The 17,386-nt window shown below is 51.4% G+C and carries 17 protein-coding genes; 9 read left to right on the forward strand and 8 right to left on the reverse strand.

Going from position 1 to position 17,386, the window contains the following annotated elements; all coding sequences use genetic code 11:
- The first annotated feature begins 13 nt into the window (after positions 1–13).
- Positions 14–1,486: a pyridoxal phosphate-dependent decarboxylase family protein gene (locus J9880_RS24050; protein WP_232770625.1), complete on the forward strand. Its 1,473-nt coding sequence runs from the start codon at positions 14–16 to the stop codon at positions 1,484–1,486.
- A gap of 191 nt (positions 1,487–1,677) precedes the next feature.
- Here J9880_RS24050 and J9880_RS24055 read toward each other — a convergent pair whose 3' ends face one another.
- Positions 1,678–2,223, reverse strand: coding sequence for a cysteine hydrolase family protein (locus tag J9880_RS24055; RefSeq protein WP_232770627.1), 546 nt, complete (start codon positions 2,221–2,223; stop codon positions 1,678–1,680).
- 489 nt (positions 2,224–2,712) lie between these two features.
- On the opposite strand from J9880_RS24055, the gene J9880_RS24060 reads away from it, so the two are divergent.
- A complete protein-coding gene (locus tag J9880_RS24060) occupies positions 2,713–3,246 on the forward strand; it encodes a GNAT family N-acetyltransferase (protein ID WP_232770628.1) in 534 nt (177 codons plus the stop codon).
- Between the two features lie 177 nt (positions 3,247–3,423).
- Here J9880_RS24060 and J9880_RS24065 read toward each other — a convergent pair whose 3' ends face one another.
- On the reverse strand, positions 3,424–4,485 hold the full coding sequence (locus J9880_RS24065; protein ID WP_232770629.1) for an MFS transporter: 1,062 nt from the start codon (positions 4,483–4,485) through the stop codon (positions 3,424–3,426).
- 152 nt (positions 4,486–4,637) lie between these two features.
- On the opposite strand from J9880_RS24065, the gene J9880_RS24070 reads away from it, so the two are divergent.
- Positions 4,638–5,534, forward strand: coding sequence for a LysR family transcriptional regulator (locus J9880_RS24070; RefSeq protein WP_195817969.1), 897 nt, complete (start codon positions 4,638–4,640; stop codon positions 5,532–5,534).
- A 94-nt stretch (positions 5,535–5,628) separates the two neighbouring features.
- Here J9880_RS24070 and J9880_RS24075 read toward each other — a convergent pair whose 3' ends face one another.
- Positions 5,629–6,378, reverse strand: a complete 750-nt coding sequence (locus tag J9880_RS24075) for an IclR family transcriptional regulator (RefSeq protein ID WP_232770630.1) — start codon at positions 6,376–6,378, stop codon at positions 5,629–5,631.
- A gap of 117 nt (positions 6,379–6,495) precedes the next feature.
- Here J9880_RS24075 and J9880_RS24080 point away from each other — a divergent pair, with 117 nt between their 5' ends.
- A complete protein-coding gene (locus J9880_RS24080) occupies positions 6,496–7,644 on the forward strand; it encodes an MFS transporter (protein ID WP_095925559.1) in 1,149 nt (382 codons plus the stop codon).
- Between the two features lie 14 nt (positions 7,645–7,658).
- On the opposite strand, the gene J9880_RS24085 is transcribed toward J9880_RS24080, so the two are convergent.
- The gene (locus J9880_RS24085; RefSeq protein ID WP_095925560.1) at positions 7,659–8,039 is read right to left on the reverse strand and encodes a winged helix-turn-helix transcriptional regulator; all 381 of its coding nucleotides are present in this window, start codon (positions 8,037–8,039) and stop codon (positions 7,659–7,661) included.
- Between the two features lie 79 nt (positions 8,040–8,118).
- Here J9880_RS24085 and J9880_RS24090 point away from each other — a divergent pair, with 79 nt between their 5' ends.
- From J9880_RS24090 to J9880_RS24110, 5 genes are all read left to right on the forward strand, one after another.
- Entirely contained in the window at positions 8,119–9,126 is a 1,008-nt protein-coding gene (locus J9880_RS24090) for a zinc-dependent alcohol dehydrogenase family protein (protein ID WP_095925561.1), read from the forward strand.
- 134 nt (positions 9,127–9,260) lie between these two features.
- Positions 9,261–11,246: a CocE/NonD family hydrolase gene (locus tag J9880_RS24095; protein WP_232770631.1), complete on the forward strand. Its 1,986-nt coding sequence runs from the start codon at positions 9,261–9,263 to the stop codon at positions 11,244–11,246.
- Between the two features lie 49 nt (positions 11,247–11,295).
- Positions 11,296–11,943 carry a TetR/AcrR family transcriptional regulator gene (locus tag J9880_RS25110; protein ID WP_095925562.1) on the forward strand — a complete coding sequence of 216 codons (648 nt, stop codon included), beginning with the start codon at positions 11,296–11,298 and terminating at the stop codon, positions 11,941–11,943.
- 281 nt (positions 11,944–12,224) lie between these two features.
- Positions 12,225–12,794, forward strand: coding sequence for a TetR/AcrR family transcriptional regulator (locus J9880_RS24105; RefSeq protein WP_095925563.1), 570 nt, complete (start codon positions 12,225–12,227; stop codon positions 12,792–12,794).
- A 57-nt stretch (positions 12,795–12,851) separates the two neighbouring features.
- Positions 12,852–13,328, forward strand: coding sequence for a nuclear transport factor 2 family protein (locus tag J9880_RS24110; RefSeq protein WP_095925564.1), 477 nt, complete (start codon positions 12,852–12,854; stop codon positions 13,326–13,328).
- A gap of 187 nt (positions 13,329–13,515) precedes the next feature.
- On the opposite strand, the gene J9880_RS25215 is transcribed toward J9880_RS24110, so the two are convergent.
- The 4 genes from J9880_RS25215 to J9880_RS24125 all read right to left on the reverse strand — a co-directional run bounded on the left by J9880_RS25215 (position 13,516) and on the right by J9880_RS24125 (position 17,362).
- The gene (locus J9880_RS25215) at positions 13,516–13,620 is read right to left on the reverse strand and encodes a hypothetical protein (protein ID WP_165497983.1); all 105 of its coding nucleotides are present in this window, start codon (positions 13,618–13,620) and stop codon (positions 13,516–13,518) included.
- Between the two features lie 103 nt (positions 13,621–13,723).
- The gene (locus J9880_RS24115; RefSeq protein ID WP_131694134.1) at positions 13,724–14,419 is read right to left on the reverse strand and encodes a DJ-1/PfpI family protein; all 696 of its coding nucleotides are present in this window, start codon (positions 14,417–14,419) and stop codon (positions 13,724–13,726) included.
- A gap of 108 nt (positions 14,420–14,527) precedes the next feature.
- Positions 14,528–15,805, reverse strand: a complete 1,278-nt coding sequence (locus J9880_RS24120) for an OprD family porin (protein WP_232770633.1) — start codon at positions 15,803–15,805, stop codon at positions 14,528–14,530.
- 150 nt (positions 15,806–15,955) lie between these two features.
- On the reverse strand, positions 15,956–17,362 hold the full coding sequence (locus J9880_RS24125; RefSeq protein WP_232770634.1) for an FAD-binding oxidoreductase: 1,407 nt from the start codon (positions 17,360–17,362) through the stop codon (positions 15,956–15,958).
- Positions 17,363–17,386: the final 24 nt, after the last annotated feature.

Here is a 17,386-nt window from a genome sequence, read left to right on the forward strand (position 1 = left end):
GTAAGAGACACCGATGTCCGAGTTAAACCCGATTCTGGCAGGCTCAGCGCACAGCACTGAAGCCTACCAGCAGGCCATTGCACAGAGCAGCGAAGCTGTTGTGCAGTGGCTGCAACAACCTGAGATGTATCAGGGCAAAACCGTTGCTGAACTGCGTGAACGTATTACCCTGGATTTCAATCCAAACGGTCTGGGTAACCAGGCCGCGATTGAACGCGCGATTGAGTATTTCCTGAAAGACAGCCTGTCTGTGCATCACCCGCAATGCGTGGCGCACCTGCACTGTCCGAGTCTGGTGGTCAGCCAGGCGGCGGAAGTGCTGATTAACGCCACCAACCAGAGCATGGACTCCTGGGACCAAAGCCCGTCAGCGACCATCATCGAGATGAAACTGATCGAATGGCTGCGTACTCAGGTCGGCTATCAGGCTGGCGACGCGGGCGTGTTCACCAGCGGCGGCACCCAGAGCAATCTGATGGGCCTGATGCTGGCGCGTGATGCCTTCTTCGCCCGTCAGGGGCATTCCATCCAGCAGGATGGTCTGGTCGGTAATCTGCGTAAGATTAAAGTGTTATGTTCTGAAAATGCGCATTTCTCTGTGCAGAAAAACATGGCGCTGCTCGGTCTCGGTTACCAGTGCGTAACGCTGGTGAAAACCGATGAGTTCGCGCGTATGGATCTCAACGATTTGCGCGAGAAAGTGGCGCAGGCGCAGGCCAACGGTGATCAGATTCTGGCTATCGTCGCGACCGCCGGTACCACCGATGCCGGTGCTATCGACCCGCTGCGTGCCATTGCTGAACTGGCGGCAGAGCATCAGATTTGGGTTCACGTGGATGCGGCGTGGGGCGGTGCGTTATTGCTGTCCGAAAAATACCGCCATTATCTGGACGGCATCGAGTTAGTGGATTCCATCACTCTGGACTTCCACAAACAGTTCTTCCAGACCATCAGCTGCGGCGCGTTCCTGCTCAAAGAAGAGCGTCACTATGAGCTGATGCGCTATCAGGCCGCTTACCTGAACTCTGAGTTCGACGAAGCCGCAGGCGTGCCGAATCTGGTGTCCAAATCGCTGCAAACCACCCGCCGTTTCGATGCACTGAAACTGTGGATGGGGCTGGAAGCGTTAGGTCAGAAACAGTACGCGGCGATCATCGATCACGGCGTGACGCTGGCACAGGACGTCGCGCAATATGTGACCTCTGAAGCCTCGCTGGAACTGGTGATGAAACCACAACTGGCCAGCGTGCTGTTCCGCTATCGTCCTGCGCAACTGGCAGGCAGCAGCGATGCCGCTATCGCACTGCTGAACCAGAAAATCGGCGATGCATTGCTGGAATCCGGCCGTGCCAACGTCGGCGTGACCGAACATAACGGTGTCACCTGCCTGAAACTGACCCTGCTGAACCCGACGGTGACGCTGGAAGACGTGAAAGTGCTGCTGGCACTGGTTGAGAAAACCGCGCAGCAACTGCTGAACCAGTAAGGTTGAGTTCTGCGCTCAGGCGCAGCGAAAAGCCGGTGATACGAAAGTGTCACCGGCTTTTTTATTGCTTGATTGGACATATTTTTTGTCGCGGATTGGCGTTTATCCTGCCCAGGGACTGAGAGACTTATTCGTGCCACAAACGGACTTTAAGCACCTTAGCCGCCCTATGGGCGGCTCTCAATCTCAACTCATTTCTCAGAGTGAAAGGTCCAGTCATTTGCTGTCGCGAGCGACACAAACGGGCCAGCCAGAGTGACGTTGTGGTGGCTGATGATTTCATTTGCGGACAGGTAATTGTTATCCATTGTCGTGTGCGCATCTGAAATCAGCACGGTGCGGAATCCCAGTTCCGGTGCTGCCCGGCAGGTAGTGTCCACACAGAATTCTGTTTTCATCCCGATGATAACCAGTTCCTTAACCCCTCGCTGGCTGAGCTGATGCTGCAGGTTCGTATCCCGGAAACAGTTGGGGTACTTTTTGATAAACACGACGTCGTGCTCAGCGTTCACATTCATTTCGGGTATCAGTTGTGTTAACGGACTTTGCTCAGAGAAGTGAGAATCATCAGGACCGGTGTGGCGGGCAAAAAATACGGGCACCTTAGCCTGCCTCGCTTTTTCAATCATCAGGCAGATGTTAGACAGAACCGAGTCTGCAGAATACGGTGAGGCGGGGCCACGGAAAAGTCCCTGCTGCATATCGATAACTAAAAGCGCATTTCCAGATGAAATCATGATGTATCTCCATTCAGTAAATCATGAACGGAGAAGTTTTCTTCCCCGTCCGGTTTGGCGGGGAGTGAGAGTCTGTTTTGTCAGGAGCCAGTCACAGATACGCCCACGCCGCCGAAAGTTCCGGTGGTGGTAACGGTTGTCGCTGGATGAACTGACTTAATCATTTTCTGAGTGTCTCTTATGGGTTGGGTATCAGGAACAGGAAACACAACGAATCTTAAAAAACTGTTCTTTTGTTTTAGCACTGAGATTTACCGGATTCAACAAATATGTTTCCTGAATGTTGCCGGGCTTTGTTGGCACCCACTGACCCGCAAAGGAAAGCGATTTAAGTTGTCAGGGCTGCAACATCAGCCCTGTGCCAGAAGCGGACGTTCCCGTAATGGTGACAATTTGGTAATCACGTCTTGTTTTCTACGATAAATATTCATTTAATTGCCAGACCATAATCGCTTTTTTCCTCTTAATGATTTCAGACAAGGCACATACATGATTCAGTTAAGAAAAGCGCAATACAGTGACGCCGGGGCAATTGCACATCTCCACGCAGCCGGATGGCGTGATACCTATGGAAATGTGATGTCTTCAGATTTTCTCGAAAATCATGCGCAAAATGAGCGCTTTTCCCACTGGCAGTCTCTGTTGAATCAGAGCAACCGAGATGTGGCTGTCTTTGTCGCAGAAAATGAAGAGAACATTGAAGGGTTTATATGTGTAATGCTAAAGAAGGATGCGCAATGGGGGGCGTACATTGACAGCCTGCATGTCAGTTCTGCACTGCGAGGCCAGGGTGCAGGAAAAAAATTGCTCCATCATGCAGCAGAGTGGGTATGCGGCGAAGATGCTAAGTCACCGCTTTACCTGTGGGTTTTTGAAGATAACGTCAGGGCAACCAGTTTTTACCAAAGGCTGGGCGGAGTTATTACCGAGCATACCGTATCCGATATGCCTTCATCCGATAATGCCCCTGTATTCAGAATCAGCTGGGAAAATGCCGTTCAGCTTGTCATGAGCACCCGCTGACCCTTTCTTTAAGCCAATCTGCGCTTTTATAGAAAATCAGCATGCTGACAATAGCAGAGTCAAGATTTATGCAGATTTACTTGCGAGCAGTTCAGTCATAAAGACCAGCAGAATTGCCATTGCCAAACATGCTCCGGCCACAGCGATCGCACTCCAGCCGCCATGATAAAAAGTAAATCAACCCAGCGCCGAACCCACTGCACCACAAATGAAAATGACGGTCATATAAGCCGCATTTAGCCTTCCCCGCGCCCCGGTATCCAGACTCTGGATGGCACGCTGGCCAAAGACCTGATTTGCCTGTGTTGCGGCATCGAGAATTATTGCGGCAAAGACCAAAATCATCAATGAATCTTCCGCGTGCCCCCAGCCACTCATCAGTAGCGCAATACCCGCGCAACCGATCACTACACCGGTGCCGGTTTTTGCCCTCCCACGGTCTGCAACTTTACCTGCCACGGGAGCTGAAAGTGCGCCTGCCGCTCCCGCCAGCGCAAAGGCAGCAATCCCCGCTTGGGCGAGACCAAAACGCAGATGTAGCATGGGAGGAGCGGCAGTCCAAAACATATTAAATATGCCGAACATCGTACCCTGATAGGCCGCCCGTCGTTGCAGAGTTCTGGAAGTTATCAGTAAGTTAAGCATTGACCGCAGCGTAGCCCAATAATTTCGCTTCGATTGAGGATGCCATTGCGGTAACGCGCGCATCATTAGCACGAAGGTACCGAGCATCAAAGCCGCTGAGAAGACAAAGATGGATCGCCATCCCCAATAGCCTGCCAAAAAACTCGCTAAGGGGCGAGACAGCATAATGCCAGAGACCAATCCGAACATGATATTGCCGATAATTTTCCCTCGTTTACGCTCCGGGGAAAGATGAACCGCAAGCGGCACCAGGACCTGGCTGCCTACGGTACAAACTCCAAGCGAAAACGAAGTGACCACCAACGCTGCGGGACCAGAACTGATCGCTACGCCAATCAGGCTAACGATAGTACCCGTGGTGGTGATCAATACTAACCGACGGTTCTCAATCAAATCGGCCAGGCAAACCAGAAAAAACAGACCCATGCCATAGCCAAGCTGGGTGGTAGTGACAATCAGCCCCGCGAGACTCGCCGGGAGATGCATACTACTCGCAATCAATCCGGCGATTGATTGCGAGTAATAAACATTCGCGGTAGTGGCTCCGCAGGCAAAAGCAAACAGGATGACAGTGGACGTCTTTAAGCTTGCCATTTGGGGGGCAGTGTCAGGGTGCAGCGGCGTTTGTGTCGTCAAATCATGTCCCAATCTTATTCAATTTTTTCTTAAGGAGGATGAGTGTAAACCTTGCGGAAATTATTGATAAGTGGTGCAATAACGAATGTATATTTCGAGAATTCCGAATAATGTTAGAAAATTTGAAGTTGTTCCTTATGATTGTTGAAAAGGGCACCCTGTCAGCAGCAGGACGTGAACTTGGACTTTCTCCAGCTTCTGTGTCTGAACGTCTGATGATGTTGGAGTCTTATTACGAGACGAGATTCCTGGCGCGAACGACCCGTTCGTTAAGCCTTACTGAAGAGGGAAGAATTTTCGCGATAGGTGCACGCCGACTGCTGGCCGAGGCCGATGAACTTGAAAGCCGCATCAAATCAGGAACACAAAAAATATCTGGCCCGATCAAAATCACCGCGCCCGTCGATTTAGGACAAACCCGTGTTGTGCCCATTCTCGATCGGTTCCTTGCCAGTCATCCCGATGTCACCATTGATCTCAACCTGACCGACAGTTTTGTTGATCTGGTGAGTCAGGGAGTCGATTTCGCCATACGTTATGGAACATTTTCGAACACCACACTCAAAGCCAGGCCGATTGGGGAAAATCGTCGTTTGATTTGCGGGTCTCCCGATTATTTGAACCGTAAAGGCATTCCATTACACCCCGATGATCTCTTAAATCACGAATGCATCATGATGCGCTTTACGCAGGGAATCGAGCGTACTTGGTCATTTCAAAACCATGGAGCACCCTATGCCGTCTCAGTTAACGGACAGCGGACAACCAACAATGGCCAGTTAATCAAACAGTGGGCATTGCAGGGACATGGGCTGTGTAAAAAGTCCATCTGGGATGTTGAGGATGATCTTGCTTGTGGCAGGCTCGTCGAAGTTTTGGCTGCCTACGCCCCTTCACCCACTGCATTGCATATCGTTTACTCGCCAGCCCCCGTTCAACCTCGTCGGGTAACAAAGCTGATCGATGTTATCGCGAATGAATTAGCGATATACAATGCAAATGGCTGATAAAAAGGTGTGCCAATTTCGCTCATAGCGGACCTGGCCTGCGCGTCCTCTTAGTGCCATAAGCGGACGTTACTGACACTCTTATATAAAATAATCAGCCTGAAATCATAGCTTCAATTTCCGCTTTGCATTTCATCAGAGATACGATGAGAAACTCCTTTTTTTCCTCAAACCGCAGGGACGGCACGGCAACGGAGACAGCATACAACTCGCTCAGAGAAGACTGTATATGAACGCTGAGGCCGCATACACCCTGCGCATGTTCTTGATAATCTACCGCATGTCCCGCCTTTCGAACTTTGGCGACTTCATTAAGAATATCTTCCACGCTGCTTAATGATTTTTGCGTCCTGATTTCAGGCGTATGGCTATAAAACGATACTATCTGCTCGTCTTCCAGACGGGCAAGCAGCGCTTTTCCCGGAGCAGTACAGTGGCCAGGGAAGGCTGTTCCAACCGGTGAAATGACACGCAACTCCTGATCGGAAGCATACTGGCTGATGAGCAGCGCATGGGCACCACGCATAACGCTGAGATCGACGGTTTCCCGCGTCCGGCGTCCCAGCATTTCCATAGGCGTACGCGCCAGAGCAACCACATCCGTATGCGCTGAAGCCGCAAGTCTTGTCAGCGCAGGACCCAGCCGGATAAAACCTGCCGCACTCAGTAAAAGTTCTTCAGCCTCCAGTGAACTGACCAGCCGGTGTACCGTCGTACGCGGCATTCCGGTATAACGCGACAAAGCGGCGATCGTCAGCCCTCGAGGATGTTCTTCAAGCGTCCGCAGCAGCAGAGCTGCCCGAACGATAACACTTGTACCTGAATCAGCAGATTTGGCCGGCATGGAGACTCCTTACTTTCAACTTACATTTTGCGCATTGACATCATCGGATAGAAGCCAGAATACTATATCCGAATGTCGGACGCTATCGTCCGAATATCGGTCATTATGGAGCGATTTATGTTACAGATAAATAAAATTGGGGGGGTTACGCTTCTGGCCGTGGCCTGCCTGACAATTATGGTGGGATGCGTAATCGTGCCGGGACTGACCAGTATTTCTGATGCGCTGAACGTGAAAGGTGCAGAGAGCTGGCTTGTTACCCTACCGTCTCTGGGAGTGGTGCTGCTTGGACCACTTGCCGGTAAATTCATGGAACGGGCGGGGCTTTACAGGGCACTGTGCCTCGGGCTTTTCCTGTACGGCTTGTTAGGTTCAGCCGGTGCATTTCTTTCCGGTTACATTACAGTCTTTGCCGATCGCTTCCTGCTGGGAGGGGCGACGGCGCTGATCATGACTGCAGGAACGGGTCTGATTTCAGTATTTTATAATGGGCCAGAACGTATGAAGATGATTGCGCGGCAGGGTATGTCGATTGAGCTGGGCGGCGTCATATTCCTGTTTATCGGTGGGTTACTTGCCGCTGCAGGGTGGCGCTGGCCGTTCGCGCTCTATTTATTTGCCTGGCTGATGCTGCTGATGGTACTGATGTTTGTTCCGCGACCTGACAACAGAGCGGAGTCTGAACAGATTAAAACGGATGTCAGCCACGGTGCCACTTCACCAGCCGTTCTGATGACCTGGGCAGCCGCGCTGATGTCCATGATTGTCTTCTTTACCGCCATTGTTGTCTTACCCCTGCACCTGCACAAAATGGGAAACACCGAGTCTCAGACGGGATATTTTCTCTCATTTGTTTCTCTGGTTGCCGTCTGTGGGGCCTGGCTGATGCCCAAGCTGGTAAGCCGTTACAGTGATTTTTCAACCTTATCCATTGCTTTCGGCTTTTACGCGCTTGCTCATCTGATCTTTGCTTTTGCGACTTCCATGCCTTTCCTTATCCCCGGGGGAATCGCACTGGGACTGGGATTCGGTTTTTCCGTTCCCCTGGTAAATCACCTTATTGTCGAACTCAGCAGTAACGCTGTGCGCGGAAGAAATCTGGCACGGCTATCAATGGCTATCTTTCTTGGGCAGTTTTTGTCCGCGTTCATGGCTTATCTTCCGGGTACCACTTCAACCGTATTTTTATCCGCTGCGGTAATCGGTGCGTTATTTTCAGTGTTTATAAAATTTCGCGCGCCGGCCAGAGTCGCACCCTATACATAACTCACCGTCCGGCTTCATGTGCCGTCAATGTGGTTACTGATCCAGTCGGTCAGCCTTTCAATATGTGCCGCAGCCTCCCGTCCCGGAGCGGTGAGCGCATATTCAGTATGAGGCGGTAAAACGGGATAAACCTTTCTGTGGACCAGAGACGCGCTTTCGAGTTCCTGCAGCGTTTTTATCAACATCCTGTCGGTAATTCCGCCCATTTTACGTTTCAGCTCCCCAAAACGATGAGTACCATCCATGAGAGTTATCAGCGTCAGGGTTCCCCACCGGCTTGTCAGGTGACTGAGCAGCCTTCTGGAAGGACACGTCGCATCAAATGTTTCTCCGTTGCGTAACCGGGTCGCCAGCACATTTTTTTTTACATCAGCAGATTCAGAGAATACAGACATTTTTGTAGGTACTTATCCTGGACGTTAAAGAAGGCTAAAGTCATAGTTTACTCTATCGGATACGGGGAAAACCTTCACGATGAAAGCTGTACTCCTTGGCAATGAAGCGGGCGTAGATAATATCGCCTTTACAGACGTTACCGATCCGGGCCAGCCAGGCAAAGGTGAAATACGCGTCCGCATTCATAATGTCTCGCTTAACTTTCACGATTACAACGTCGCTGCGGGTATCCTGCCCGCGCAGGCGGGTCGTATCCTGATGTCTGACGGCGCTGGAACCATCGAAAGCGTCGGAGAAGGCGTCACAGATTTTCAACCCGGGGATGCGGTGGTATCAACATTTTTTCCGGATTGGGACAAAGGAGAGTGCCCACTCGCCGGTTTCAGCCGAACGCCCGGAGACGGCATTGATGGCTATGCCACGGAATACGTTGTCCGTCCCGCCCGTTTCTTCACGCATTCCCCCGCAGGATGGACGCATGCCGAGGCGTCAACGCTCCCTACCGCAGCACTGACGGCCTGGCGGGCTTTGATTACCGAAGGCAATCTGCGCCCGGGGGAAGATGTTCTTATTCTGGGCACCGGGGGCGTATCCGTTTTTGCCCTGCAGCTGGCAAAAATGACCGGAGCCCGGGTCTGGGGCACGTCTTCCTCTGAAGAAAAAATGGCCTGGCTGCGTGATCAGGGTGTTGCCGGTGTAGTTAATTACCGTAAAGAGCCGCATTGGGGTAAAAAAGTCTTCGAGCTCACCGGTGGACGGGGGGTTGATCATGTCATTGAAATTGGCGGCCCCGGCACGCTGGCTCAGTCAATTGCCGCAGCGCGCATAGGCGGCCAGATTACGCTTATTGGCGTATTTACCGGCATTGCCGGAGAAGTCCCTACGGCGGCAATAATGGGCAAGCAGCTAACCGTCCGGGGCATCACCGTTGGAAGTCGTGAACATCAGAAAGAGATGATCCGCGCTTTTGAAGCCTCTGATGTACGTCCCGTTATTGATAAAGTTTTGCCGCTCGGGGAGCTGCAGGACGCATTCCGGCATCAGCTTGCCGGTAAGCACACGGGTAAAATTGTCATAGAGATTTAACAAGTCAGGCCAGCGGAAGCTGGCTTTTTTTTTGCACAAAATGCGGTCTCGTCGTGTTCCGGCACCAAGCAGATTGACTTGTAGACAATGCGCTTTAAAATTAAATCATCAACTGATGATTTATGGGGAGTGTGATGAATAAAATGAAACCAGCTGGCCTGGAAGTTTCACGACGCTCGCTACTGGCGGGTGCAGTGGGAATGGCCGTGACACATATGATGTTGCCGCGACTGGCATTTGCTCAGAGCGGCAGTACAAACGGGAATCGTATCGTGCAAAATACAAAAATTTATGGCGACAGCGCTTATCCTGTCTGGTATCGGCGTCCGCTGCCTCTTAATGCTCCCCGCGCTCGCTATCCCGGTTTTGCTCCGGGCACGACTCTGCTCAAAAAAGGGACCGTCCGGCGTGAAGGGGCAAAACCACTGCCCTGCGACATCATCTTTGAGCAGGACGTGGCTCTTAAAATGCGTGATGGAACAACCATTTATACGGATGTTTTTCGGCCGGTAGCGGAAGGAAAATACCCGGCTCTGGTAGCATGGAGTCCCTATGGAAAAGAGATAGGCGGTCAGTGGCTGGATGATATACACGAGCGCTCCGGCGTGCCGCTGGAGTGGGTCTCAGAACTTCAGAAGTTTGAAGGCCCCGATCCGGCCTTCTGGGTCAATGAAGGTTACGTTATTCTGAATCCAGATCCACGTGGGGCTTATAAATCTGAAGGTGATATCTCTTACTGGGGGCGGCAGCTGGCTGAAGACGGTTATGATTTTATTGAATGGGCCGCGCAGCAGTCATGGTCAAGTGGAAAAGTGGGTATGGCGGGGAACTCCTGGCTTGCCGTCTCGCAGTGGTTTATTGCAGCCGAGCAGCCTCCCCATCTCACGGCTATCGCGCCCTGGGAAGGGTTTGTCGATCATTTCAGAGAAACGGGTAATCGCGGAGGAATACCTGCGCCGGCATTTCCTGAAGTCATACTGAAATCTTTCGCCGGCGAGAACCTTGTCGAAGATCAGCCCCGGATGATTATGGAAAAACAGCTGATGGATGGCTACTGGGAAGACAAAAAGGTAAAGCTTGAGCGTATCAGCATCCCGGCGTACGTTGTCGCAAGCTATACCAATCACGCTCATACCCACGGATCGTTTGCCGGTTACCGTCAGATAGCTTCAGAAGAAAAATGGCTGCGGGTTAATAACACAAACGAATGGCTGGATTTTTATACGCCCGCCTATTCGCAGGAACTTCTGGCGTTTTTTGACCATTATCTCAAGGGCCAAAAAAACGGCTGGGAAAACACCCCCCGCGTGCGTATCTGCGTTCTGGATGATGGCGGTACAGATATTGTTGACCGGACTGAAGACAGCTGGCCACTGCCCCATACTCAGCTGAAAAAAATGTTTATTACTTCCGGCGCGCAGCTCAGCCCTCTGGGTCAGAACATACCGGCGTCTCTGTCCTATGACGTTTCCGGTGAAGGAAAAACGGAGCTTCACTTTACCTTCACGCAGGATACAGAGCTCACAGGCTACATGAAACTGAAGCTCTGGGTGGAAGCCCAGGGGGCTGATGATATGGAGCTTGAGATTGGCGTTGAGAAACGAAGTAAAGACGGAAAACCGTTTGAACGCCTGCTGGGAGAAGGCGTGAAAGGACCGGTGGTCGCATCAGGTCTACTGAGGGTTTCCCAGCGTGCGCTTGATCCCACGCTGTCAACTGAAACAGAGCCGTTCCACACGCACATCCGTGAAGAGAAGCTGCACGCTGGGGAGATTGTACCTGTGGAAATAGGTATCTGGCCGATGAGCATGCTTTATCATGCAGGTGAAAAACTGGTGCTGACCATTGCCGCTCACCGCCCAATACCCACAAGTATTGACATGGGGTTTGGCTCTGCCGTCATTGAACTGCCAGCTTCCGGAGGAACCTTTATGCCAGGTGAGAAAATTAAACGTATTTACCTCGGCGGTCCGGCGTCAACGCTTCTGCCATTTGTCAGTGAACAGCAGGTAGCTACCCCGGTGAGCCGGAATGCAGGCCGGCATATCATTCATTTTGGTGGAAAATATGACAGTTATCTTCAGATCCCGGTTGTGAGTAAAATGGGCATGGTATTTTGATCAGTAAAAAGCACCGGTCCGGTCCGGTGCTTATCAAAAATGGAATCACATGAGCTCACAAGACAACAGACCTTCAGTACGGGGGCGCCGCCCCGGCGGGGCAGTTTCAGGGCGGGAAGCGCTTCTTCCCGTCGCTACACGTTTTTTTTCCCGAAACGGTTATGACGGCACATCTTTACGAAAAATCGCAGCTGAAGCCGGTGTGGATATGGCTCTGGTGGCGCGCCTTTTCGGTTCAAAATCCGATCTCTGGAATGCGGTTCTTGAACATCTGCTGGATAAGCAACGGCATCATCTTGAAGAAATCAGTGCAATTGAACACTCGTTCAGTATCAATCCTGCCGAAGGGTTTCGCCGGTTTATCCGTCACCTGACCGCTATCAGCGTGGAAATTCCAGAGTTTCCCTCGCTGCTGCTGAACGAGGCGGCGAGGGGCGACGAACGGCTTGAATACCTTCTCCTGCATCTGGTTACGCCGTTTCGTGACAGCTGCCTGCCTGTCATCAGACTGGCGATGGAGAAAGGCATCATCAGAAGTCATCAACCCTCACTGACTTTTGCTTTGATGATTTCAGCAATTTCGTTGCCTTTGATCACTCCCGGTCTGATCGATCCGGATGCCCCTCAATCCACCTCTCTTTCCTCTGATATTGCTGATGAAGCTATACGTCTGTTCGTCGTCTCTGAACATTCCTGAACCAATGACCTGTTGCATAAGTGCAGCGGTTGCGCGCTATCGGCAGTTTATAGCCCATCCAGGGCTGCTGGAATCAAGCCTCTGGTGACGGTCTGCTCCTCGCTCAATACTGCCCTATCTGGTGCCAGGGCAGTTTTGTGCCAAAAGGGTACATTTTCAAATCACGCTTTATTCATAAATGGGTACCCGTTCTTTAACCCCCAAAGACTGTATTTTTCATTTTTATACCTGTTTTTAAGAAAACTGTTGACCATGAAGAACGATCGTTCTACCTTCATCTCATGAACAAGAAGCCAACAGATACCCGCGAAAAAATCCTGACTACCGCTGAGCAATTGATTTATCGGAATGGAATTCATGCCACAGGCATGGACCTTCTGGTCAAGACCTCAGGCGTAGCAAGGAAAAGTATTTATCGCTATTTCGCGAACAAGGATGACGTGGCAGCCGCCGCGTTGAATGAACGTGATGAACGCTGGATGCACTGGTTCAGAACTGAATCTGATAAAGGTGATACTCCTCAGAAGCGCATTTTGAATATGTTCAGTGTGCTCAGGGGCTGGTTTGATTCAGAAGGCTTTCGTGGTTGTGCTTTTATAAATACAGCCGGAGAAGTTGGTGATCATAACGACCCCATTCGTCAGATAGCAAAGCTGCATAAACAAAAATTGCTGGATTACACGCTCGATCTCACGGAGCAATTAAACATTGAGCAACCTGTCGTTCTGGCCAAACAGTTGCTGATTCTGATAGAGGGCGCAATCACCATAGCCTATGTGATGGGCGATAGCAGCGCCGCCGACAGTGCAAGGGAAGTTGCGGAACGTTTGCTGGAACAGGTCTCTCCTTAAGTCCTGAGTAACACAACTGTTTCTATTTATATATCCAATTCTACGGGAGGCTTTACCATGTCCGATACACACACTCGCCAGCCACTTCCACCTTTCACTTACGAATCGGCGACTGAGAAAGTTCGGCTCGCTGAAGATGGCTGGAACAGCCGCGATGCCGAAAAAGTATCGCTGGCGTACTCAATGGAGACCAAATGGCGTAACCGAACAGAGTTTGCCAATAATCGTGAAGAAGCCAAAGAATTCCTCACACGTAAGTGGAACAAAGAACTTGAGTATCGTCTCATTAAAGAGTTGTGGACGTTCGGTAGCAACCGCATTGCTGTTCGCTACGCTTATGAATGGCGTGACGACTCAGGTAATTGGTTTCGTTCTTACGGGAATGAAAACTGGGAGTTTGAAGCAGATGGCCTGATGCACCGTCGCTTCGCCTGTATCAATGACATGCCTATCAAAGAAGGTGACCGCAAGTTTCACTGGCCCCTGGGGCGTCGCCCGGATGACCATCCGGGTCTGTCGGAGCTGGGTCTGTAAATTTGACGATTATCTCGCCAGAAGCCCAGGGCTACTGTCTTAGCTTGGGTTTTTTGACTCAAAAGCTATCCCGATTACCCCGGAAAATTCAATAAGTTAAACCCTGAGTAAAAACTATAATCAACGTTTTCATTACGTATTTCAGTGGACGTTCCCTATTCAGACCTGCACGAGACGCTTCAGCAACTCATGCAGGATGGACAAATAGGGTTACCGCATCACGTACAACTCCTGCTGCAATCTCAGCATTCTTTATTTTAAACTCACCGCTATTTATGCCTTGCTGAATAATCTGCTGAGCGGTTCAATCAGTGTGTTGCATCCATCGGTTGAACTCACAGCCAAAAGCAAAAGTTGAAAAATGAAGAGGAAAATAACCTTTTTCCGCTATGCCCTTATTTCTGAAGTCTGGCTGCTGCTTTTAAAGTTGCCTGCCGCCTTTTTTCAATAAATGGCGCAGCCTGTTCCTGTGCTTTTTTTAGCTGTTCTTCAGAGGCCGTGCGGGGTGAGCCACAGGTAAAGGGAGGTGCGGGGTCGTATTCCATATGCAGCTGAATATTCTGAGCGATATCACATCCGTAGATTTCTGACACGACGTTGAGAGCAAAATCGATACCTGAAGTCACACCTGCGCCAGTTATACGGTTTCGGTCACGAACTACACGCTCACTTACTGGCTCGGCACCTAACAAAGCGAGCTGATCCAGAGATGCCCAGTGCGTAGTGGCTTTGTATCCCTTCAGAAGCCCTGCTGCGCCCAACACAAGCGACCCGGTGCATACCGAAGTCACCAGCTTTGCATGTTGACTTTGAGTCCGGATAAACGAAAGGACTTCTTCGTCCTCCATCAGGTCAATCTGCCCTGGACCACCCGGGATACAAATGACATCCAGTTCGGGACATGCGTTGAATGTGGTTGTTGGCTGTATAGCCATACCACGATCAGAAACCACGAGGTCCAGGTTTTTCCAGATGAGATGAACCTTTGTGTTTGGCGCTCTTACGAAAACTTCATAAGGGCCGGTAAGATCAAGCTGAGTAAGAGCCGGAAACAGGAGCAGCCCGATTGATGTGCATGCAGAATCACTCATAAAATTCCTTTAACCTTAAAAGGATATAATGTCTCTCCGTTCAACAAAGGCAACCATTTGTTGAACGGAGAGACGTGCACCTAGTCTTGCAGGCAAGCTGAGCGTTATTTAAAAATCATATTCCAGCGCCAGACGGTTTTGCCAGAAGGATTTGTCGGAGGTGGAGGTGGTTTGCACACCGGCAAAGTCGGTCAGGCTCAGCCCTTTGAGCACGCCGCCGAAACTGTAGGTACCGTACACCAGATATTCAGACTGATTGCTGCTTGAGGCACCTTTGGACGGGGTTAAATCCATAAAGGAATAACGGCTGCCCAGAGAGATGCTGTCGGTCGCGCTCCAGTTCAGATCGGTTGAATAGGCGTTGCCGCTGCCCAGATCCTGTGTGCTGGTGAAGAAGGGTTGCGCAAAGTACGGGCCGGAAGAGGTGTTGTGTGCGTAAGGTGTGACCAGTGCGCCGTTGCCGTAAGCATCACCATTGGCGGCAATATGGTTGTAATTGAGTGACCATTTCAGCACCGGAGTGAAATTCATCGCGAACTGCGCGCCGTAGCTGGTGCTGTTCACGTTGCCCGCCAGCGCTTTGCCTTCGCTCACACCGCGAATAAACTGAATGCCGATCTTCGGCTGGGCAGGGCTGTCCGTCCACGACAGGAAGCTGTCGGCGTACACCATTTTGGTGTAGTTGTGATACTCCTCGTACCACAACTGGCTGTTCAGTTTTTGATTATCAAACGTAAGGGCGCGGCCGCCGCCAATTCCCCACATGCCGTTGGTGGTGCCGTCGGCGTCGGTATAAGCGGTGGTGTTCAGGAACTCATCGTCGCCCCACGGTTTATAACGGGTGATTTTGGTGGCATGCAGGAAGTTGTCGCTGTCGCCGTAGCTGCTGTCGATACCCCGGAACAGGATCGGCGTGATGCGCCAGTCATAGTCGCCGATGAAAGGAATATTAATACGCTGATCACCGGCGGTGATGCGGAAGTCCTGATAGTGGTAGCTCAGATAAGCTTCGCCCACGCCGGTCTGGTTAGAACCCAGTTCGGTGATCAGATGGTCGTCGTTGTGTGAAATTCCGCGCTGAAGAATACCGCTGACGCCCAGACTCAGGCCGTAATATTCTGCCGTGGCGTATTTCACGCTGCCGCCGTAGCTGACCGTGTCCTGAGAATAGCCCGGCACGAAATACGCATTATGGGTGGAATAATACAGGGTGCGCAGGCTGCCGCTGACCGTGCCGCAGGTGAACATTTCGGTCAGGGAATCTGCCGCGCCTGTGCCGCAGTCAGACGTGACCGGTATGGCCGCAACCGCGTGGTTCATGAATAACGCTTGTGACACGACAATTGCGCTTAACGTGAGCGCAAAGTTGAAGGTGTTACTTTTCATTAATCTCTTCCTGTCAAAAATGTAATAAGTTTCTCCGGCAGCAAAACTGCCGTTAATTGTTTTTATGAGGGCGCACGCAAACGGGTGCCTTCCCGTTTATTTTGTTGTTATCAATAAGCGGGGAGGATAATAGTTATTTTTATTTTACAGTCAATATTTGCCCGTCAATAAAAGAGGATCATTGTCTAATTCCAGCGTGTCGCGCACATCCCAGCCGCGCAGTTTGCCGGGGTTAAGTAACCCGCTGGGATCAAGACATTTTTTGACGGAAACAACGTCGGGCTTTATTTCTCCCTGCTTGCCGTCTTCTATCTGAAAGACATGCGGGTTATTTATTTTTACGTCATTATCACGGAAGGTCATCATTATTTCGTTCAGTCTTTCTTCGGTGGAATAACGTACTAATTGCAAACCGCTGGCAGTGATATTACCGTCATTGTCACGCAGGAATTCAATATGAGAAATAACCTCGTCGCCAAACATTTTAGCCATATCGATAATCTGCTGACGATAATGGGTATAATTAAACGCCGTTTGCAGATAGGTCAGCGTACTGTCAATTTTCAGCGCGTGCAGCGTGGTGTGGTTCCAGCAATATTCCATCAGTGAGGCATTGGCCTCGCGTGCTTCACCGGCAAACTGACGCACCGCGCTGTGCCCGCGATATTTTTCCAGCAGAGGGGCGCAAAAACCTTCGCTTTCCTGCGCAATCACGCTGATTACCGCGTGCTGACTGGCAAGATAATGTCCGTTCAGATGGCTGAAATATGATGGGATCGGCGCGGCGAACAGCGCAAGCTGCCGTTTCACCAGCCCCGGCGAGCGGGCAAAGGCGTTGGCGTAATCCAGCGCATCGGTGAAATCATCGAACACATCCAGCCGTTCAATCCACTGATGAACCGGTGCCAGCGCCAGTTCGACCTCAAGCACAATGCCGTTGCTGCCATAGGCGTGATGCAGTAACAGCGCCTGCGGAGCCGGAACGTGCAGAATGCGCGGTTCGGCTTCCATGGTCATGACCTTGACGCTGAGCACATTGCCCGGCGCGCCGAGCGGACCGTAGTTGATCGAGCCGATGCCGCCAAAGCCGCCGCCGTACAGGCCGCCGAGGCTGGCGAGCCGGTAAGTTGACGGCATACACCGCAGTTCCCAGCCCGCCGGACGGGTCAGGGTTTCAATCTCGGCCAGGCGGATCCCCGCCTGTGCCCGCACCACGCCGTTGCCCAGTTCACACACCTGATTAAACCCGGTCATATCCACCAGAATTCCGCCTTCCAGCGGGACCAGCTGGCCGTAGTTGCCGGTCGCGCCGCCGCGTAAAATCAACGGTAACTGGTGTTTAACGCAGGCCTGCACCAGTAAACTCAGCTCTTCTTCACTGCGCGGTTTGACCACAGCGTCGGCCTGTTTATCTTCCAGTTGCCGCTTCAGCACCGGGCTGAACCAGTGAAAATCGCGTGAGAGGCGTTTCACTTTGGGTGCCTGTAACGTCCAGTCGAGATCAGGGAGTGCCTGCTGTATCAGGGCAAGCGCGTGTTGACGTTGTTCACTGTCCATATTTTTCCTGCCTGAGTTGAATGA

The organism is Rahnella victoriana, from assembly GCF_021276285.1.
GTDB lineage: Bacteria > Pseudomonadota > Gammaproteobacteria > Enterobacterales > Enterobacteriaceae > Rahnella > Rahnella victoriana.